Source organism: Bdellovibrionota bacterium (assembly GCA_040386775.1).
In the GTDB taxonomy this organism is placed as follows: domain Bacteria; phylum Bdellovibrionota; class Bdellovibrionia; order Bdellovibrionales; family JAEYZS01; genus JAEYZS01.
Map to the genome: position 1 here is coordinate 1 of JAZKEU010000007.1, position 19,883 is coordinate 19,883.

The 19,883-nt window shown below is 38.9% G+C and carries 18 protein-coding genes; 7 read left to right on the top strand and 11 right to left on the bottom strand.

The genetic code is table 11. The annotated features are described in order from the left end of the window. A partial coding sequence (locus V4596_02350) for an RHS repeat-associated core domain-containing protein (GenBank protein ID MES2767960.1) occupies positions 1 to 1,503 on the top strand: 1,503 nt, incomplete at its 5' end. A 67-nt stretch (positions 1,504 to 1,570) separates the two neighbouring features. Here V4596_02350 and V4596_02355 read toward each other — a convergent pair. From V4596_02355 to V4596_02365, 3 genes are all read right to left on the bottom strand, one after another. Continuing rightward, complete coding sequence (locus V4596_02355) at positions 1,571 to 2,647, bottom strand: alpha/beta hydrolase-fold protein (protein ID MES2767961.1); 1,077 nt, start codon at positions 2,645 to 2,647, stop codon at positions 1,571 to 1,573. Between the two features lie 31 nt (positions 2,648 to 2,678). Then, entirely contained in the window at positions 2,679 to 4,217 is a 1,539-nt protein-coding gene (locus V4596_02360; protein MES2767962.1) for an ATP-dependent DNA helicase RecQ, read from the bottom strand. A 423-nt stretch (positions 4,218 to 4,640) separates the two neighbouring features. Then, a complete protein-coding gene (locus V4596_02365; protein ID MES2767963.1) occupies positions 4,641 to 6,128 on the bottom strand; it encodes a S8 family serine peptidase in 1,488 nt (495 codons plus the stop codon). A 179-nt stretch (positions 6,129 to 6,307) separates the two neighbouring features. On the opposite strand from V4596_02365, the gene V4596_02370 reads away from it, so the two are divergent. The 3 genes from V4596_02370 (at position 6,308) to V4596_02380 (ending at position 7,797) form a co-directional block, all read left to right on the top strand. Next, positions 6,308 to 6,814, top strand: a complete 507-nt coding sequence (locus tag V4596_02370) for a DUF3011 domain-containing protein (GenBank protein MES2767964.1) — start codon at positions 6,308 to 6,310, stop codon at positions 6,812 to 6,814. Between the two features lie 147 nt (positions 6,815 to 6,961). Continuing rightward, positions 6,962 to 7,546 carry a hypothetical protein gene (locus V4596_02375; GenBank protein MES2767965.1) on the top strand — a complete coding sequence of 195 codons (585 nt, stop codon included), beginning with the start codon at positions 6,962 to 6,964 and terminating at the stop codon, positions 7,544 to 7,546. Further along, positions 7,543 to 7,797, top strand: coding sequence for a hypothetical protein (locus V4596_02380; protein ID MES2767966.1), 255 nt, complete (start codon positions 7,543 to 7,545; stop codon positions 7,795 to 7,797). Before V4596_02375 ends, V4596_02380 begins: the two co-directional genes overlap by 4 nt. Here V4596_02380 and V4596_02385 read toward each other — a convergent pair whose 3' ends face one another. The 5 genes from V4596_02385 to V4596_02405 all read right to left on the bottom strand — a co-directional run bounded on the left by V4596_02385 (position 7,798) and on the right by V4596_02405 (position 13,323). Beyond that, positions 7,798 to 9,687: a ferrous iron transporter B gene (locus tag V4596_02385; protein ID MES2767967.1), complete on the bottom strand. Its 1,890-nt coding sequence runs from the start codon at positions 9,685 to 9,687 to the stop codon at positions 7,798 to 7,800. Then, entirely contained in the window at positions 9,660 to 9,887 is a 228-nt protein-coding gene (locus tag V4596_02390) for a FeoA family protein (GenBank protein MES2767968.1), read from the bottom strand. The genes V4596_02385 and V4596_02390 overlap by 28 nt, the downstream gene beginning before the upstream one ends. Before the next feature lie 114 nt (positions 9,888 to 10,001). After that, positions 10,002 to 10,733: a UDP-2,3-diacylglucosamine diphosphatase gene (locus tag V4596_02395; GenBank protein ID MES2767969.1), complete on the bottom strand. Its 732-nt coding sequence runs from the start codon at positions 10,731 to 10,733 to the stop codon at positions 10,002 to 10,004. Positions 10,734 to 10,746: 13 nt separating this feature from the next. Continuing rightward, positions 10,747 to 12,438 carry a DNA repair protein RecN gene (gene recN, locus V4596_02400; GenBank protein MES2767970.1) on the bottom strand — a complete coding sequence of 564 codons (1,692 nt, stop codon included), beginning with the start codon at positions 12,436 to 12,438 and terminating at the stop codon, positions 10,747 to 10,749. Between the two features lie 27 nt (positions 12,439 to 12,465). After that, positions 12,466 to 13,323, bottom strand: coding sequence for an NAD(+)/NADH kinase (locus V4596_02405; protein ID MES2767971.1), 858 nt, complete (start codon positions 13,321 to 13,323; stop codon positions 12,466 to 12,468). Between the two features lie 168 nt (positions 13,324 to 13,491). On the opposite strand from V4596_02405, the gene V4596_02410 reads away from it, so the two are divergent. From V4596_02410 to V4596_02420, 3 genes are all read left to right on the top strand, one after another. Further along, the gene (locus V4596_02410) at positions 13,492 to 13,890 is read left to right on the top strand and encodes a hypothetical protein (protein ID MES2767972.1); all 399 of its coding nucleotides are present in this window, start codon (positions 13,492 to 13,494) and stop codon (positions 13,888 to 13,890) included. A 59-nt stretch (positions 13,891 to 13,949) separates the two neighbouring features. Beyond that, on the top strand, positions 13,950 to 14,399 hold the full coding sequence (locus tag V4596_02415; GenBank protein ID MES2767973.1) for a hypothetical protein: 450 nt from the start codon (positions 13,950 to 13,952) through the stop codon (positions 14,397 to 14,399). Between the two features lie 70 nt (positions 14,400 to 14,469). Continuing rightward, on the top strand, positions 14,470 to 16,254 hold the full coding sequence (locus V4596_02420) for an AMP-dependent synthetase/ligase (protein ID MES2767974.1): 1,785 nt from the start codon (positions 14,470 to 14,472) through the stop codon (positions 16,252 to 16,254). Between the two features lie 28 nt (positions 16,255 to 16,282). Here the strand turns inward: V4596_02420 and V4596_02425 are convergent, their stop codons facing one another. From V4596_02425 to V4596_02435, 3 genes are all read right to left on the bottom strand, one after another. Continuing rightward, a complete protein-coding gene (locus tag V4596_02425; protein MES2767975.1) occupies positions 16,283 to 16,957 on the bottom strand; it encodes a murein L,D-transpeptidase catalytic domain family protein in 675 nt (224 codons plus the stop codon). Between the two features lie 35 nt (positions 16,958 to 16,992). Further along, positions 16,993 to 17,745 (bottom strand): hypothetical protein, encoded by a 753-nt coding sequence (locus tag V4596_02430; protein MES2767976.1) that lies wholly within the window; start codon positions 17,743 to 17,745, stop codon positions 16,993 to 16,995. A gap of 71 nt (positions 17,746 to 17,816) precedes the next feature. Beyond that, positions 17,817 to 19,826, bottom strand: coding sequence for a serine/threonine-protein kinase (locus V4596_02435; GenBank protein MES2767977.1), 2,010 nt, complete (start codon positions 19,824 to 19,826; stop codon positions 17,817 to 17,819). Between the last annotated feature and the right edge of the window lie 57 nt (positions 19,827 to 19,883).

Sequence of the window (19,883 nt, forward strand, 5' to 3'; positions counted from 1 at the left end):
CATATCATTAGAGACACGGCTTCTGGTGGTATCAATTATACTTACGCATTTAACGGTGCAGGAAATTTGAGCCAGCTTCAAGCGCCAGGTTTAATCAGAGATTATAAGTACGACGGACTAAATCGTTTAAAATCTGCAGAAAATTCAAGTCAGATAAAACTTTGGGAATACAATTACGATGCGACGGGAAATAGAACGTCAGTTATTGAAGCCACTCCTAATGGATCAAGCTATAACTATGTAACGAAGAATTATGCTTACGACACAAGCTCCCACAAGCTCACTTTTGATGGTGGAGAATATCGTGCTTATGATTTAGCGGGTAACTTAACAAAGACTAGTGCAACGGTTTCAGGTCCTGCGATCTTAAGTTTAAGTTACAATAGTGCAAATAGACTTCATTCTGTGACAAAAAGCACAGGCTCTGTGCAATATGTTTACAATGCTTCAGGAGAGAGAGTGCAAAGAACTCCTTCAGCAGGCGGAGAAACATATTTCGTGTACGGAGATTCAGGTTCTTTACTTGGGGAATACAATTCGTCTGGAAGTCCGATCAAACAGATGATTTGGTTGGAGGGAATGCCAGTAGGACTAGTGACAGGCACAACTTCCAGTGCAAAACTTTACTACGTGCAAGCTGATGCTTTGGGTACGCCAAGAACAGTGATAGATCCGGTTAGAAATTTAAGTGTGTGGAAGAATCCACTCGAGAACGAAGCGTTTGGTAAAGTGCAACCGATTACGGATCCAGATGCGGACGGAACTCACTTTGAGTTTAACTTGAGATTCCCTGGCCAGATCCACGATGGTTTTACAGGATTGGTGTACAATTACTTCAGAGATTACGATCCAGCAACGGGAAGATACGTGCAATCGGATCCGATCGGATTAGAAGGTGGCATCAGTACTTACTCTTATGTGGCGGCAAATCCTTTGATTGGTATAGATCCATTGGGGCTTCAAAACCGACGAGAACAGCCTGTTTGGGAAGAGTTAACCACACTAAACAAAATGAAAAGGCTCGGCAGGAAAATGAATGGCATCATGGATATAGCGCCTGCTTTTCTTATAATGAGAACAAATATTGAATATTATTGCTTGGACGAGCCGTGTTTTATGATCGAAGGCAAGCTAGAGAACAAACAAGAAGAAATGGAGTCGATAATTTTCCACAGCAAAATCGGCCAAAAATTATTGCAACGAAAGGTCGCTGGTCAGCATGGTCGAGACAGATTGATCTTAAAAGAGCTACATGAGATTGAGTACTTATTAGGGTTGAGTGACGATCTTGAAAGATTAGATAAGCTAATAGATGAGACAATAATATTAATTAAATTAGCTGATAAAAATGGATGTCCCGTGGATGATGAGCTTAGGGAATTGGTAACAAATTATAAGCATCCGACCTTTTTAAAGAGACTTATTGATGCAAACATAACTGATAGCGCAAGCAGCAAGCAGGAAGCGTTACAAAGAATGTTCGACGAAATCCACGGATTCTAAAAAGTACCAGCTTCCCTTTCCGGGTCACTCTGCATAAAAGTCAAAAGGCTCCTCACGGAGCCTTTTTTTATTCACCAATCAAATCATTAAAAGTCTTTAAAACATATTCCTCGTGAGCTGAGTTATTATTTTGAGGAACATCATCGTGTTTTATTTTTTCCGATTTTGGAATGCTCAAGTAGCTCGTATCAAAATTATCAGGATATTGTCTGAGTAAGTTTATGAATGCTTCGTTTGCTTTTGTATCAACAACTATGTCTGATGCAGAATCGACAATAGAAATTTTTTGTTTTTGATCGGGTTTAATTTTTACGCCAAAATTATCAATATCTTTTGCTCCTTCTTGATACCAATTCCCCAGCTCGATAACTTCTATACCACCAGGAACGGAAAGATATTTTGCAAATTTTCTCCTCAAAATAAATTCTAAATGTTTACCTGTGATTCCTATTCCATTGGCCATGCGTAATCCAAAATTCAAAGGTGTGCTTAACTTTATTGCGGGGGACATTAAAAATACGTTATGAACCGTGTTTGGATTTGAAAAAGCAGAACTCAATGCAAGAACTCCACCGGTCGAATGTCCTACAAGAATCACTTCTGAACCTAGTTCCTTGGCTAGTGACATCGCTCTGTCTGCTTGAAATAACCATTGCGAATAAACCACCTCATCTAAAGAGTATCGATTCAGTTCTTGGTGATTTTCTAGGCGGATATTTAAAACATTATTGCCAGCGACAAAACCTGAGTCTTCAAGAGATTTCATCCACTTTGGTGAATTCAAAAGTCCATGAAAAATCAAAATCACTTTTTGAGTTTTTACTGGTCGATTGTTGGCGTCTCTATGTAGGCGAATGGAGGATCTATGTACAGGATCAGCTACTGTATTTGCTTCGACCTGATTGAATTGAGAAATTTCCTGCATAGTCTTTACACTGATCATCAGATCCTCAGCTTGAAATAAACGAGAACATACAGATTGTGCATAGCTCTCAGGAGAGACAACAAATATTGAAACTGTTAAAAAGGTATAAATTAATACTGATAAACTTCTATACACAGTAACGTTCCCGGCTGCCGAGGCCAATTGTTTAAAGCTTTTATAAGATTTGGTTAAATCTGATTCAATATAAAGCAATTCCAATGCCAGGAAATCCGGAAAAAATTATTTCTATTTACGACGATTTGTGCCCTAATTCTGCAAGAATATCCCAGCCGAATTTCTCTAGTTTTGTATCACCGATACCATGAACATTTTTAAGTTCTTCCATACTCCTTGGGTCTTTAATAGCCATGTCTCTTAATGATTTATCACTGAAGACTACGAAAGCTGGAATATCCAGCTCCAATGCTTTTGCTTTTCTCCAGATTTTTAGAGTTTGGAAGCGGGCTTCTTGATTTGGATCTAGGGTGACATTGGTGTTTGTTGATTTTCTTAATTTTGATTTTACAGTTTTAGTTTTAATTAGCATCTCAAATACAGGTCTTTGAATTTTTCTGTCTGATTTGGGATCACACGAATCGCAATGACCGCAAGTGGTGATTCTTTGAGAATCTTTATAGTAAGTCAAAATCTCGGCATGACGACATTCACTGCCTTCAGAGTAATCAACCAATGTATCTAAGTTTCTGTATCTTAAATCTTTAATTTTACTTGGAGCCTCAGAGGATTGAATAAAGAAAGACTGAAGACCTTTATCTTTTTTAGAATAAAGCATAAGGCATGTTGAATGCTTCTCATCTCGTCCTGCTCTTCCCATTTCTTGATAAAGAGAATCAATATTTCCAGGCATTTGGTAATGTACAACTAATCTTACATCTGGTTGATCGATTCCCATGCCAAAGGCATTGGTTGCCACTAAGATTCGTAGTTCTTTATTCACATAGGCTTCTTGAATTCGAGTTCTCTCTACAGTAGGAAGACCTGCATGATAATAACCCACACCTTCAAACATATCTTGGAGATAGGATGAGAGGCTTTCCGTAACTTTTCTAGTTCCGCAGTAGATTAAAATTCTACCATCTTTGTTTTGTCTTAAGGCTTGGAGAAGAATTTCTGTTTTTTCTTCGTCACTTAAGCATTGCTCCACTTGATAATAAAGATTGGGTCTATAAAATCCGTGAACCATTTTTTCGGGCTTCTTAAGTTGAAGATTTTTTGCAATATCTGTAAGTACAATTGGTGTTGCCGAAGCGGTGAGCGCAAGAATTGGAATTTCAGGCTTTAAAGTTTTAAGAATATTGAGCTGGCCATATTCTTCTCTAAAGTCATGGCCCCATTGAGAAACGCAATGGGCTTCATCTATGGCAAATAACGCTACGTCTTTGGTGAGAATCCATTTCTGAAAACCTTCCTTTTGTGCTCTTTCGGGAGAAAGGTACAAAACAAATGTTCCGCCTTTATTGATTTGAGAAAAAACCTCTCTTTTTTCTGCTTCAGTTTGTCCGGAGTACAAACAACCGGATGGAACTCCTTGGCGTTTCAGGGAGTAAACTTGATCTTTCATTAATGCAATCAAAGGAGAAATCACAATCACTAACTTTTGTAAATGAACAGCTGGCAATTGATAGCAAAGAGATTTTCCTCCGCCCGTCGGTAAAACTGCCAACACATCTTTTTTATTCACGATGGCAGAGATGATTTCTTTTTGACCGATTCTAAATTGGTCTAAATTAAAAGATTCTTTAAGTGTCGTTTCGAAGTTTAAATTCACGGCTATACTCTCCCTTAAATTGCGCTTCTAAACAAGATCATTATTTCCATGAAGCAAGCATTCCGGGGATTTTAAGTCCCTACCTTGGTCCTATGAACACGTTGTAGCAACAATCTCAAATCTAAATAACCTAGAAGATAATTTTTTTTAGAAGAAAAATAATTATCAACACTAACTTAATAAGCTCTAAAATCTTCCGATAGTATAAACAGTCGTGTTTATTCATTCGGTGCTCCTTCCGTAATCCGGACAGGTGGCTTCGAAAATAAGAGGATCTTGCTAGAAGCAAGGTCCTCTTATTGCATTTAGTGTGCTGGTTTTTTAACTCTTATAGAAGTATAGGAAGCAGAAAATATCCGATAAGCGTATTAAAATACAGTTATCGGATATTATATTTAGAAAAATATTTAGGAAAAAATATTTTTAGCGAAGTTCCATGGCTTTTTTAACAGAAGCATAGATATCGATGATTCCATAACCGTAAGTATTATTTGGACGACTTGTTACGTTTTCACCGCAAGAAGTTTCAGCGTCTTTCTTTTTTGCTGTTGCTTCAATGATTTCTTTTGTTTTTTGAATATTTCCAATCAACTTTGGATTTGCAGACCACATAAGAGCAACTTGTCCAACTACGTGAGGACCCGCCATACTTGTGCCGCTCCAACCTGCTTGAGCGTATTTTTTTCCTGGAACTGCAGAGCGAATATTTACGCCTGGAGCTGATACGTGAGGACCTACTCCACCGTCAAAAGCAGAAGGACCACGGCTTGAGAATCCCGCAATCTTTTCTGTTTTATGATTGAGAGCTGCTACTGATAGAACATCGTTTGAATGATGTGCGGGAGGATCTGCAAGAGTGCTGCAGCTTGGACCAGAGTTTCCAGCGGAAACTACAACCATGATTCCAGCTTTTTCTAAAGCTTGAAGAACTGGTAAGAATTCCTCGCCTTGGCAACCTTCGGCTTCAGGGCATGACCAAGAATTATTGATCACATGAGGAGCCTGTGTAGGATCTCCATCTTTTAGTGGATTTTTACCATGAGCATATGGAGCTAAGAAAAATTCAAAACATTCGATATACGTCGCAGGAGTTCCTAATCCTGAGTTCATGTTTCTACATGCAATCCACTTTGCATCTGGGGCCACACCGATTTCGTTGTCAGCACCGTCACTGCCCACGACAGTCCCGATGGTGTGGGTTCCATGTTCATTATCATCACATGGGGCTTCAAGATCGGATCCGCAAGGATTAGATGCAGAATTGTGAACAGCATCATGCCAGTTGTAGGCGTGAGATGTCTTTTCGCTTGAATAACCTTTGTAAGATTTTTTTAGAGCAGGGTGATCCCATTCAACACCAGTGTCTTGACCGGCGACGATGATATTTTTCCCGCGAACTCCCAATTCTTCCCAAACCTTTTTTGCTCCAGTGTAAACAACATTGGATTCTGCAGCTCTATCTCTAGAAGCAGTAGAAAGATCAGGTTTAATTTGGTTGGTGATGCTTGGATTTGTTAAGATTTTTCTAACATCACTTCTTTGTGAAAGCGCAGCAACTAATTTAGGAGATGCATTCTTCACCAGAATCATATTTGTAATGTAGAACGGACGATATTTTGTCTTATTGGTTTCAAGGAATGTAACCAATGATTTTTGACTCACAATAGCTTTTTCTCTAAGCAGATCGTAAACAAGCTTTACACGATTGTCTCTAGAGATATTTGTATTTACCGAAGACAAATTGGCACCATCTTTTAAGAAAACCAAAACATCTTGGTTTGATTGAATAGAAAATGCGCGTCTGAGTTCAGGTTGAACTTTATCGTTGAATTGCAATTCCACTGAGTAAGCTGGATTTGCGAGAAGCACCGCCAGACACACAGGTAACATAATTTTAAATAGAAATTTCATTTGACCCCCTCTTAGGCACTCGATTAGATAAACAAACAAAATTTGAGTCAATACAGAATATAAATAAAAAATTATTTTGTGCTTAAATTTTGAGCGAGCAAAATGTCACCACTTGTGTGGCATAGGCTTTGCTTTAATGTTACGCGAATACAAACAATTTCTTCACAGGGGGAGAAAATATGAAATTACTGGTTTTATTAACAATGTTCTTGGGTTTCAATGCACACGCGCAATTTGTTGAAGTTCAAAGAGAATTCCAATGCGCTTCAATCAACAATAACTATGCAGAATGCCATACAGGTTTAGAGAGAACTCACCAACTCTACATGTCTAGACAAATTTCGAAGTCTGCTTGTATTGAGGGGCATTCATACAGACTCATGGGTGATAGAGTGACTGTGTCTAATGGTTGCCGAGCTATATTTGTAGCTAGAGGCATAACAAACTATCCACAGCCAGGAGACCAAGTTATTGAAAATACTGTTTCTGTAAGAATCAGATGTGAAAGCCAAAATCACAATACAGCTCAGTGTAGAATTCCATTGAGAAGAGTTCGCCAAGTTTATCTTGAGCAACAACACTCAAAGTCAGCATGTATCGAAGGACATTCATATTTTGTTAATGATAGATACATCACTGTAACTAATGGTTGCAGAGCAACTTTCGTAGCTAACGGCATTCAATAATTAAAATTTTATCTCACTTTATCTTATATTGAAGATAAACAAAAAAGGGATCAGAAATGATCCCTTTTCTTTTGGTGCGTATTTGGATCGCAGTATTTGGATCATAGTCCAGTAGTAAAATGACCGGCCAAAAGCTAAAATAAAGGTATGAAGCATATCTACCTTTTCCTTATTGGCCTTCTTTTATTTCCCATAATTTTATCTGCGAAGAACACGACAGAAAAATGCAGATGGAGTAGCTTAATTATAATGAACACTCCGTCACAGCTTAGTAAATGTGGGGACGGGGAAACTTATATTTATGGCATTCAAACATGTGGGCAGAAATTAAAAAAAAATGCCTTTTGTCATTCTAAATTTTCAGACTCTTTGGAAGAGTGTGCGAACAATTTCAATTCTTTAGAAACTCAAAAATGTTTTCAAAAATATATCGCTCCGACATTAGAGGCAAAATATTATCAAAATAAGGAATACGATGGTTCATGCTTCTGGGGATGGGGCGGTGGTGAGCAATATAAGTGTGGCCAGGATACATATCTATTTGGCAGGGCAAGTTGCAAGTCAGGTATTTATAAAAATATTTTTTGTAAGTATCAATATGCATCCAGCGGGAAAAACTGCGCGCAAGATAAACATCCAGACACAATTGCCTGTTACAATAAATTTGTAAAAGAACGTCACCCAGAGCTTGCGGGTGTTAAGGCAACGTTCACGCCAAAAGGTACAAAATGAAACAATTTTTTATAGTCTCAATTTTATTAATCTCTCTAAACGCTTTTGGTTTGATCGTTGGTCCAACAACGATAGAAGGTAAGGTGAAATCTTTTGACGAAAAGAACGTCATCGTCATTACCGAAGAAAATTCGATTTCTATTCCGAGAGAATTTGTTCCTACTGAAAACATCAAAGCCAATCAGAAAATTGAAGTGAATCTCACAGAAGAACAATTCAATAAAGTAAAAATAGAAAAAATTAAAAAATAATTAATTGATTCCTATGGCTCTTAAACCTTGAACCAAACCTACGGCCAAGGCATAAGCAACCACGTTGAAGACTACGAGTTGCATGATGGCAAAGCCATAAGAATTCATTTCCTTAGCGGCAATACCCACTGTCGAGATACATTGAAGAGCAATCATAAAGAAAACAATCAATCCCAATACCGTTGCGGGCGTAAAGATCAGTGCGCCTTCGGAGTTCGTAGCAGTTTTCATCTGTTCCATCAGAGATGTCTGCATGGTGTCTTCGTCATCAGTTTCAGCCACGTTAAACATTACAGCTAAAGATGAAACAAACACTTCGCGAGCAGCAAACGCGGAAATAAGACCAACTCCAGCTCTCCAATCAACGCCCATGGGTTCAAATACCGGTTCTATGACTTTTCCCATTTGGCCCGCGTAGCTTGCTTCAAGTTTTTGATGTTGATCTGGATTTTTGTAGTCTGGAAACGTAGAAGCGGTCCATATAATAAGCGCAAGAACGAAAATGATTGGCCCTGCACGTCTCGCGTAAGCAAATGTTCTATCAAATGCATTCTTAAGTAAAACTCTTACATGGGGAGTGCGGTAGATCGGAAGCTCCATCATAAAGATGGATTTTTCATTCTTCGAAAGAATTTTATTTAATATTGCCGCCGATATTGCTCCAACCACGAGAGCGCCGAAATACAATCCTGTTAATGCAAGTCCTGCTTTCCAAGCGGCTTCATTCCAGAATAAAAATGTAAGAAGCAATGCAAATACCGGAAGCCTTGCCGAGCAAGTCATAAGCGGAATTATAAACATCGTGATGTAGCGTTCTCTCTTAGATCCCAATGTGCGTGATGCCATCATCGCAGGAACTGCACAAGCAAAACCACTCAAGATTGGAACAAAGGATCTTCCGTTCATTCCCATTTTCGAAAAGGGTTTATCGATAAGGGTAGAAGCTCTCGCAAGATAACCAGAGTCCTCTAAGAATCCAACTCCTAGGAAAAGAATAAAAATCTGTGGGACGAAGACGAATACTGCTGCAAACGATGCGATGATTCCATTGGAAATTAAATCTGAGAATAAATTTTCACCAAACGTCGTAACTACTGCTTCTCCAAGGAAAGAGAATCCGCCATCCACGTAATCCATAAAAGGAGCCGCGATCCAGAAAATTGAGGAGAAAATGGCAGTCATAATAGCTGCAAAGATTAAATAACCAAAAACAGGATGAAGCAGTACGCGATCGATCTTATTTGCTCTCGTGTAGACATCGAGTTTAGTTTTATTTTTAATAAAGGCTTCTTTAGTGAGGAACTCAACATCCTTCATCACGTGAACAATTTTATTTTGATCCCATTGAACTAAGGCTTTTGGATTTTGAGTGGAAGCGGGAAGTGCTGCAAGGGCTTGTACGAGTTCTTTTACTCCGCCACCTAAAGTTCCATCGATTTCAATTACCGGACACTTAAGAGCTTTGCTGAGTCTCTCGGCGCTCAATTGCATTTTTTCTTTGCGAATCAAATCACTCATCGTAAGGGCAACGACAACTTGAAATCCAGAATCAATCGCTTGCTTTACTAAATAAAGATGGCGACTCATCTGTGTGCTATCAACAACAACGATTAATTTTTTAACTTGATGATCATTCTTTGGTTCAAAAAGAGCTTTCCATGTCACTTCTTCGTCGGGGCTCTGTGGAAATAAGCTGTAAGTCCCAGGTGTATCCATAAGACCAATGTCACTACCGTAAATTTTAAGGGTAGAACCTAAATAATAATCTACGGTAGAGCCAGGATAATTCACGGCACGGTATTTTGAACCCGTAAGCCAATTGAAGAGAGTGGTTTTTCCAGAATTCGGCGCCCCGATAATTCCTACAAGTGGAGTTTCAGTGTTATGCATACAGCTTCCTCAGATCTCAACGCAATTAAGGATTGTTCAACTTGGATAACGATCGGCCCATTGAATGGTGTTTTTTGTAAAACCTGAATTTGTTTTCCCGATCTCAAGCCCAATTCTGTAAGCCTTTGGAGCTTTTCACTATCGCCTTCGATCGTTACAATTTCTGCTAAATGTTTTAGAGGGAGATCACTCAATTTCATCTGATCCTTAGGTACAGCCTTTATGGCTGATACTTGTTTTTATCACTCAAGTTGGGGTAAAAAACAAAGTGGATTTGCAATAACGCCCTAAATGAAACCCAAATGATAGGATTGCTAGAGCTCGATGAACTTCTGCTCTTCTTTGGAGACTATAAGAGCTTTGGGATGGTCAAGCCATGATCCTAGATTGATAGAACGAGCCTTCCGGCCTTTAACTTCAAAGCTAAAATCATCATCCACGTGAGTGTGCCCTGTGATAATCAGGTCAAAAGGTTTTTCTTTATAAACTTCTTGAGCGTAATTTTGTGTAAGAGTTTTTACTTTTTCTTTGTAGGCTTGGTCTTGGCGGTCCGTATAGAATCGACTCACACGGCTAGATCTATCACCGATAGCTTCCACCAATCTTCCAGGAAGTTGGGTTGTCAAAAAATTCATTGGGAAAGTTCTCAAAGCTTTTCTTAAAAACAAATAACCTTTATCCTCTTTGTTCATAAGGTCTCCGTGTTCTGCGCGAACCACTAAGCCATCGAGGTTGAAATAATATTCATCAGTATGAACATGGATTCCCAATTCGTCTTGCCAGAATTTTTTAAGGTGGATGTCGTGATTTCCTTCGAAATAATGAATTTCAATTCCTCGATCACTCAGAGATTTTAATTCTGTTATGATTTTATTGAATTTTTTAACAAAGTAATCATGAGAGCCAATCCACAGATCAAAGATATCGCCCAACAAAATTAAGTGAGTGGTGTCCTGAGGGAGGGCTTTAAGAAGTTCCATAAGCTTTAAGCCTTTTGTTTTGTCCTCGTGCTTGATGTGAATGTCTGAGACGAAATAAGCTTTCATCACGGAATGTCTCCTAAATATTTCTTAAAAGCTCTCTCGCATGGTCAAGGCTGGTCTTTGTGATTTTCTCTCCAGAGATGAGTCTTGCAATTTCCTTTTCTCTCTCGTCTTTCTTAAGAGCTAGAACTTGCATTTGAGTTCCATTCTTCTTAGAAATATTTTTTTCGATTAAGAAATGAGTATCTCCATACGCAGCAACTTGTGCCAAATGCGTTACGCAAATCACTTGTTGGCCTTTAGAAATACTTTTCAATTTTTTACCTACTTTTTCTGCCGTAACACCACTAACACCAGTGTCCACTTCGTCAAAGAGATATGTTCTAGGAAGTTCATTAAAACCCACCACTTTCTTGAGTGATAGTAAAATACGACTCAATTCTCCGCCAGAAGCAAACTTGGCAAGACTTCTTGCCGGTTCTTTTGAAGAATTTTGAATCATAAATTCTACATCAGAAGCGCCATTGGAATTGAGTTCGGTGTCTGTCACTTGAATGATAAGGCTGACGCCTTTCATATTGAGATCTTTCAATTCATCATTCACGTTCTTGGATAAAAGTTCGGCCCCAGAGAGTCTTCTTTTGTGAAGCTCTTTGGCTTGAGAGGTCAAAGCTTTGTGCATTGCGGTTTTTTCTTTTTTCAACTCGGCAATAAGAGCATCAGAATTTTCAATGATATTCAATTCATCTGAAATTTCTGTGTGGGCCTCTAAAATTTCATCTAAAGAGTTTCCATATTTCTTTTGAAGCTGTCTTAATTGATTCATTTTAGTTTCGATTTGATCAAGAGATCCAGGTTCAGCGTTTAACTCTTTGCCGTAAGATCTCAATTCGTAAACGAGATCTTCCAAGATTGATTTTGCAGAGGTTAAAGGTTCAAAGATTTTTTTGAATTCAGGATCAATTGTAGAAAACTCTGTAGATCTCTGTATGATTTTGTGAATGCGAACTAAAACAGAATCATCATCACCAAAGAGGGTGGACTCTGAATCCTCAAGAAAACTTGAGATCTTGCTAGAGTTTTTAATTCTAAAATATTCTCCTTCAAGATCAGCATCTTGCCCCGGCTTTAGATTCAAGGCTTCGATTTCTTCTTTTTGGTATTTTAAGAAATCAATTCTTTGCGCTTGGGTCTTAGATTTTTCTTCGATCTCTGAGATTTGTGCGTCCAGTGAAGAAAGTTTTTGAAAACCTTTATTGAAGTTCACTCTGAGCTCAATGGCTCCTACATAATGGTCTAAAAGATCTAGATGATAGGTTTTTGCCATTAAATTTTTGTTCTCGTGTTGAGAGGTGAGCTCGATAAGAGGAGTCTTGTGTCCGGTGAGTTCAATTAGCGGAGCGACAATGTTTTGTAGAGTGTTAAGAGTAGATAAGCTCCCGTTGATGTAAACGCGACTTTTTCCTTGAGCAGAAATCATTCTTCTGACTACGAGGAGATCTTCTTCAAAATCAATCCCAAGATTTTTAAGGTGATCTTGGATGTCAAATCGACTTGAAATATCAAAAGAGCCTTCAACTGTAGCGCTCTCGCAGCCTGATCTTACAGAATCGGTGTCCGCTTTCTCACCCATGAGCAATGTTAAACTTTTTAAGAGAACAGATTTACCTGCGCCCGTTTCGCCACTCATGATGTTTAAACCGGAGTTGAAATCGAGAGAAATATTTTCGATGATAGCAAAATTATGAACCTTAAGTTCTAATAGCATTAGTCCCCCGACTAAAAGTAATTGGCCCTAATCTCTTTGGCCGTAGTTAAGTTTTTTTCTTAAAACATCAAAGTAATTATTGTTTGCGATATTCAACTTCAAGTGAGTTGTTTTTGCCTTGTTGATTACAATTCTATCGTTCATGTCGATGCCTTCGATCTTTTGACCATCCACACTGAAAAGAGCTTTGGATTCAATGGCTGTAATTTTTAAACTAAGGGTGTGATCATCAGGGACGGTTATGGGTCTGTCATTCAAACTGTGAGGACAGATTGGAGTGATCACGATGGCTTTCACGTGCGGATGCAGGATGGGCCCACCTGCAGCGAGATTGTAGGCTGTCGATCCTGTTGGGGTGCTGATGATTAGACCATCGGCTTTTAATTCTGTGATGAGTGAATCGTCAGAGTAAACCGCCAGCGAAATCAAACGGCTGAAAGGGCCTCTTTCAATTACGATATCGTTGAGAGCTGTTAAATGAATTGTTCTTTTATTTTTCTTAACCGCGATATCTAGCATTGTTCTAGGTTTTAAATCGATTTTTCCTTGAAGGGCTTTCTGTACAACTTGGTACATTTCTTCCACGGTCACTTCAGTAAGAAAGCCGAGAGATCCTAAGTTTACTCCGATGATTGGGAGCTGAGTTTTCTCGAGGAGTCTAACAGCTCTGAGGTAAGTTCCGTCTCCGCCGAGGACTACCACAAAATGCATTTTACTTAAATTCACTTTGTTAACTGATTTTGTTCCAGGAATTAATTTTTGATCATTATGAGTGAAGACTTCAGCTTTTTTATCTTTTAACCAAGCCGCCAATTCTTTAGCTGCCTTCCACGGTTCTGCCTTGTGCGGACGATAAACAATTAAGACTTTTTTCTTTGATGCCATTCTTAAATCAGTATCATGCACATATAGCCAAGTCGAGCGGTTCATTGGGGGACGAAAAAGGGCCTTTTTTCAAGGATTTAGACATGGATCGATTTAAAAACATCAATGATTTCAATAATATGGATTGGCATGGGCCTTGTATGTATTAATTACAATTCGGAGGAATTTATGAAAAAGCTGTTCTTAAGCTTATCTATGATTATGATTGCTGCTGCCTTAGTCGCTTGTTCAAAGGACAAGGGCAACAACGCTCAACCAGCCAATGGACAATACGGTCAGTACGGTTCGACACCGAGCGATCAATGTGCGAATGGTGGTTATCAAGGTTATCCATATCAAGGGTATCAACAATACGGGCAGTATGGACAACAATATGGTCAGCAGTATAGACCAAATTGCATTCCACAAAATGTCATCAACGGTGGAAATCCTTATTACTTCCAAATGAATCAACAAGTGTACTTAGGAACTTGTGACATGAGATATGCCGGAAGAATTCAAATTTGTCCGCCATCTTATAGATGTCAACCTGCCTACGGCTCCATGGGCGTTTGCATAAGATATTAATAAACATATTAAATAAACATACTGAATAAATTTTTGATTCTCTAAAGGAGAACCTGGATATGAAAAAGTTGATGTTAATTTTAGTTCTGCTTCTTGGAACGCTGTCTTTTGTAGCGTGCAGTAAGAAAAAGGACCAAGCTAATAGCTGTGAAGGTTATCCTGCAGGATACATGGCGGTTACGGATCAAAGAATGCTTCAATATTACCAAGGTTCTGGAAACTACAATGGTAACTATGGTGGCAATTATGGCGGAAACTACGGCGGTAATTACAATAATAACGGCAACTATGGAAACCAACCAAATAACGGCGTAATTTGTGTTGATCAATACACCTACCAACAGCTTCAACAACAGGCATACGGAAATGGAAATGGTAGTGGAACAAATTGTCAAATGTATCCATCAGCTCCGGAATGCAATTACGGTGGCGGCGGATATCAAGGTGGCGATCCATACTGTGATTATTATCCGGAAGACCCATACTGCTGGGGTGGATATAATCCATAGTTTTTAATTCCGAAAATGGTTTTGTCTTAACAGTTTGACCCTCACGCAAATGTGAGGGAAAATCCTCTCCATGAGTAATACAATCTGTCATCATTTATTAAATATTAAAAATCGTAAAAACGTTGCCGTTGAATTTATTAAAAAAAGAAAATGGCAAACCGTTTCTTGGTCTCAATACTATGATCAAATCGAAAAACTTGCGGGCGGCCTTAGAGTTTTAGGTGTAGTTCCTAAACAAAAGATCGTTATCATCTCCAATACACGTTTGGAGTGGGCTTTGGCGGATCTGGCTGTTCTTGGATTGGGCGGCGTAGTGGTTCCGATTTATCAAAGTAGCATCGCAGATGAAATCGCATTCATCCTAAAAGACTGTGGCGCTGAAACTGTGATCTTTGAATCTGAAGAGCTCTACAAGAGATTTGAAAAGATCAAGAGCCAAGTATCGACCATCAAAAACATGGTAGGCATGACGTTCTCAAACAAAGACGTAAAGCACTGGGATGACGTCATGGTCGATGGTGCAAAATATAAAAAAGAGCAACCTAATTTTTTTCAACAGGCTTGCCTTAATACAGACCTAAATGATCTTGCGACAATTGTTTATACTTCAGGAACTACGGGTTTTCCAAAAGGTGTATGCCTTCATCACGAACAAGTAATGAGCGAAATCTCTGAAGTGTTCAAAGTGATCGATATCAATACGACTGATAAATCCCTTACGTTCTTACCTTTTGCGCATATTTTTGGAAGGGTAGAACATTGGGCTCATGCTTATATGGGTTTCACCATGGCTTATGCAGAGAGCGTGGAGAAGGTGCGTGATAATCTTATCCATGCAAAACCGACATTCTTACTTGCGGTCCCTAGAATTTTTGAAAAAATTTATACTTCAATGCAAACTCAAGCCGAATCAAGTCCTCTCAAAAGCAAAATATTTAAATGGGCTTTGCAAGTAGGCTACAAAATGAGTGAAAATCGCATCAACAAAAAGATTCCACCTTTGTCTCTTGTGCTTGAGTATCAAGCGGCCAAGAGATTGGTTTTTGATAAATTGATGAAGAAATTGGGCGGAAGATTGAGATTTGCTGTTTCCGGCGGAGCTCCTCTCAGTTCAGAAATTTCTAAATTCTTCCACGCTTCAAACTTATTGATCCTTGAAGGTTATGGTCTTACAGAGACAACGGCGGCGGTATTTTTAAATACACCTTATGAATATAGATTTGGAAGTGTGGGAAAACCCATCGGCGAAGTTCAAGTGAAGATCGCATCCGATGGAGAAGTTTGTGTGAAGAGCAAAAAAGTAATGCACTCTTACTACAACAACGAAGTAGCTACGAAAGAAGTTTTCGATAATGATGGTTATTTTAAAACTGGTGACATTGGAGAATTGGATTCAGAAGGTTTTTTAAAAATCACAGATCGTAAGAAAGACCTTATCAAAACAGCAGGGGGCAAATATGTGGCTCCGCAAAAAATAGAGAACTTGCTAAAGTTGGACAGAAATATCTCAAATGTTCTAATTCACGGAGATCAAAAGAAGTACATCGTATCTCTGATCACTTTGAATGCAGACACAATGAAGTCTTTTGCCCAAGATAACCAAATTGATTACAAAGATATCAGTGAGCTTTCTAAGCACCCTAGAGTAAAAGATTTAATTAGAAATGCAGTTGCGCAAGCGAATTCACAGCTTGCAAGCTATGAGACGATTAAGAACTTTGCGATATTACCAAATGACTTTACCGTTGAGAACGGGGAGTTGACTCCATCTCTCAAGGTCAAAAGAAAAGTTTTAGATAAAAAGTACGAATCACAAATTAAAGCACTGTATGGTGGTGATGAAGCCGGGGCTTAAGTAATTATGGCCCCGACTATAATACCGATCATAATCCCGTGTAATAAGAATAAACCAAACTGCCATTTTCGATTTTCTTAACAAGAGAAACAATCAATCTGTTTTCTACGGCAGGGCAACCTAAGCTTCTGCCCATTTTAGGGCGACTTGGGTCTACGTAGTCTGCACCGTGTATTACGATAGCTCTGGGTCTTGCGTTGGAGTTGATGCTCTCTAGTCCGTCAAGTCTTAGCGAGACCCCATGATCTCCTATGTACCTCTCGGCAGCTAACATGAAACCCAGTGATGTCATATTAGAGCTCGAAACATTAGAAAATTTCTTTGGTATTCCGGTGTGATCAGGATCTGATCCTCTTCCGTGAGCAGTAAGAATTTTATCCACGGCACCGGTTGACATATCAATAAGATAAAATCTCTTTTGCCCCGAGTGCTGAGAGAAATCAATGATAGACATGTATTTTTGATTTTTGATTATATTCTTATTGGCATCGAAATAATCAAAAGCTTTTCTTAAAGGAATTTCAGGAACTCCTTTTTCTAAAACTTTTTGGAATAAGGTTTTTGTTACTGGCGCTTCTCCGTTTCTTCCTTCATCGGTTACCGGACGCTCTGCAATTGGGCCGTCGTAACTTTCTGAACAAGCAGTTAGGGAAAACGCAAGACTTAACATGATGAGTGTTTTTATAAATTTAATATGTGACATTTTTTTATAATATATGAAGATTTAAGCAAAGTTGTTTAGTTGAAGTAAAAGCGAAACGAAAGTCCTGTGAAAACTCCTCCAAGGTCGAGGGTTTTACTTTTTCCATCGGAATCTAAAACTTGATCGCCTTCGGCGTGGCCATCAGAGAAATCATCTCCAGCTCCATCGTATTTTAATTTTCTCGCAGCAGAATATCTATAACCTAAATCAAAAGTGACAGTGACAGCTTGTACAAAGGACATCTCGTATCCAACAGATGTCTCTATGAGATAAGTGTATTGACTTGATTTTTCGGAGAAGGAGTTTGGAGTTGAATAAAGTGCATCTCCGGCTGCCGTGAGAGTGTAATCGTTTTTTAAAGATACTTTTCCATATCCGCCACCGAATGAGATATAGGTTCTTCCGAAATTATTTTTGGCGACGTAATATTCAAAGTGAGCCACGGGAAAGAATCCGTATACAGAGCTATCGAGGGACATTAGCTCTGCTCCACCAGAATCTTTACCTTTTATTCCCGATGGAGAATGAGGAGCAATGATTGCCATGCCCACTTTGAAACTATAATCTTTGGACGGGAATACAAATCCAATTTCTCCACCCCAATTGAAATCCACGCTGTCACTGAATTCAGTTTGAGCGCCACTGCTTTTTCCGTAAGGATCTTTTTTGATATTGGATAATCCATAGCTTCCTTTGAAATAAGTAGCAAAGCTCGACTCTGTGATATTAAAAACACGAGCTTGAGTTTCTATAGAAAATAGCAATAAAACTGAGAAAAGAACCTTCATAATTATAGGATAAACTATAAGCAGTGACTTTCACAATGGCTCTTGGTCTCTCTATGGTCTTAAGACGTGTCTTACTTTTTATTAGAAGGAGTTCTTTGATCGGAGAGATTCAAATTGATTTGGGTCACGGTATTGGGTTGAAGTTCTACAAACTTCTCCGCATATTTTTTCTGAGCTGGGTTATAGGCTTGGACTTTCAATGAGGCATTGGCCGTCACTGGGAATTTAATGATTGGTGATTTATCAGCAATTTTTTTACCATTCACATAGATGGCCGCTGGTCCGCCAGATACTGTCACGTTGATATAAGCCATTTCTTTCTTTTTAAGCGTTACGCGGAGCTCATCGCCTTGTTTTACTGTGATTAAAGATTTTGTCTCCACCAAGAAGCCATCTTTTTCTAACCTCAAATTATAAGGTTTGTTCACTGGTACGCGAATTTGTCCCGGAGTGATTACGCCAGAGTCAGCATCATCAACAGTGATGGTCGCTCCAGAAGGGATACTTGTTACCAGTAAGTTGTAAAAAGGAACTTCTGGATTGAGCTTTGTTCCATCATTGTGTGTGTCTGTGTCTTTAGATATGTTTTCGCCGGTTTCAGGAGAAACTGACGTCTCACTATCTGTAAACTGATTTACAAAGGCCAAGGCCGCATCGTACTTTTGAGGATTCAAATAAAAGTAATAGCCAGCCCCAATAAGTATTAGGCAATAAGTTACATACTTTGTGATGGCTGTATTTCTCTTTCGCGCAAGCACAGGATTGGTGTGCTGATATGAGCTTTGAGTTTGGAATGTGGTATGCACATTACTGATCTTGCTATTTGTGTTATCACTGTACTTAGGGCGTTGTCTTCTTCTTGTCGCATGCACTAGGTCTGCTCTGTCGAATTGCAAATTGAAGTCTTCAATTTTATTTTCTGCAAGGTTAATGTCGAGTCTCTTAGATTCTGTAGCGTTCGTAAAGTTTGCAGGCAATCCATCATCCCGCTCGCCGTCAGGAGCGCGATGTGCGTTCACAAAAGATTTACTTCCCGAAGCATCTGTCTCTGTGACCGTATTTGTTCTTTCTGATACGTATTCAGTTTTTTCATCAAGTTGAGGGAATTGCACTTTTGCATATTCCATCATTCGCTTGCGGCTTTCTTCGCGCTCATCATTGAAGATGGTCTTAAGATTTTGAGAAAGATCTCTCACGGTAAATTCTGGATAATGCTTATTTAAGAAGACTTGTAGGTCTTGGGCTAACTCTTCTGATGATTGGTATCTCAAGGTTCTATCGCGAGCTAAAGCTTTATTGGTGATTCTTTCTAATTCTTGTGGAATGTTAGGATCTAATTTTCTTAAAGAAGGAATATGACATTCTCTGATTTTTTTTAAAGTATTGATTTCGTTATTTGAAACAAAAAGTCTATCTTGTGCTAACAACTCCCAAAGCACAATGCCTAGGGAGAAGATGTCAGTTCTAAAATCAACTTCATAACCTTCCGCTTGTTCCGGGCTCATGTAACCGAATTTACCTTTGAGAGTGCCAGCTTTTGTTGTTTCAATTTTGCTTTCCGCTTTGGCGATACCAAAATCGATAATGCGAACTTCGCCATCGTAAGAAAGCATAATATTTTGCGGGCTAATATCACGGTGAGTGATGTTCAGCGGAGCGCCCGTAGTTCCATCTACACATCTGTGAGCATGGTCTAAACCTTTTGCAGATTCTTTGATGATGTGAACAACTTGTGGAAGAGTGAAATATTGTTTTTCTTTTTTAAAGCGGTTAAGGGCCTGTCTTAAATTTTTTCCATCCACGTACTGCATGGCCAGATAGAAAAGACCACTCTGTTCACCAAACTCATTGATCGATACAACATTGGAATGAGCGAGATGAATTGCGATCTTCGCTTCTTCTTTGAACATTTCGATGAATTCGTTGTTTTGAGAATATTGGGGCAAAATTCTTTTGATAGCCAAGAACTTGGTAACGTTTTCCGCACCTGGTGCCTTCGCAAGATAAATCTCCGCCATACCGCCGGTTGCGATTTTATCGAGCAAAATATATTTTCCAAAAATTTCTGTTTTTATATCCATCATTATCTCTAGAGTTTTATCGGTAAAATGTGCTAATCTTTTAATGATTTAGAGGCC

What these genes read in the sequence shown, in the direction of transcription:
- V4596_02405 (MES2767971.1), bottom strand. Translation starts at nt 13,323, where the DNA reads ATGGCATCAAAGAAAAAAGTCTTAATTGTTTATCGTCCGCACAAGGCA.
- V4596_02410 (MES2767972.1), top strand. Translation starts at nt 13,492, where the DNA reads ATGAAAAAGCTGTTCTTAAGCTTATCTATGATTATGATTGCTGCTGCC.
- V4596_02390 (MES2767968.1), bottom strand. Translation starts at nt 9,887, where the DNA reads ATGAAATTGAGTGATCTCCCTCTAAAACATTTAGCAGAAATTGTAACG.
- V4596_02395 (MES2767969.1), bottom strand. Translation starts at nt 10,733, where the DNA reads ATGAAAGCTTATTTCGTCTCAGACATTCACATCAAGCACGAGGACAAA.
- recN (MES2767970.1), bottom strand. Translation starts at nt 12,438, where the DNA reads ATGCTATTAGAACTTAAGGTTCATAATTTTGCTATCATCGAAAATATT.
- V4596_02385 (MES2767967.1), bottom strand. Translation starts at nt 9,687, where the DNA reads ATGCATAACACTGAAACTCCACTTGTAGGAATTATCGGGGCGCCGAAT.
- V4596_02375 (MES2767965.1), top strand. Translation starts at nt 6,962, where the DNA reads ATGAAGCATATCTACCTTTTCCTTATTGGCCTTCTTTTATTTCCCATA.
- V4596_02430 (MES2767976.1), bottom strand. Translation starts at nt 17,745, where the DNA reads ATGAAGGTTCTTTTCTCAGTTTTATTGCTATTTTCTATAGAAACTCAA.
- V4596_02365 (MES2767963.1), bottom strand. Translation starts at nt 6,128, where the DNA reads ATGAAATTTCTATTTAAAATTATGTTACCTGTGTGTCTGGCGGTGCTT.
- V4596_02420 (MES2767974.1), top strand. Translation starts at nt 14,470, where the DNA reads ATGAGTAATACAATCTGTCATCATTTATTAAATATTAAAAATCGTAAA.
- V4596_02425 (MES2767975.1), bottom strand. Translation starts at nt 16,957, where the DNA reads ATGTCACATATTAAATTTATAAAAACACTCATCATGTTAAGTCTTGCG.
- V4596_02370 (MES2767964.1), top strand. Translation starts at nt 6,308, where the DNA reads ATGAAATTACTGGTTTTATTAACAATGTTCTTGGGTTTCAATGCACAC.
- V4596_02435 (MES2767977.1), bottom strand. Translation starts at nt 19,826, where the DNA reads ATGGATATAAAAACAGAAATTTTTGGAAAATATATTTTGCTCGATAAA.
- V4596_02380 (MES2767966.1), top strand. Translation starts at nt 7,543, where the DNA reads ATGAAACAATTTTTTATAGTCTCAATTTTATTAATCTCTCTAAACGCT.
- V4596_02415 (MES2767973.1), top strand. Translation starts at nt 13,950, where the DNA reads ATGAAAAAGTTGATGTTAATTTTAGTTCTGCTTCTTGGAACGCTGTCT.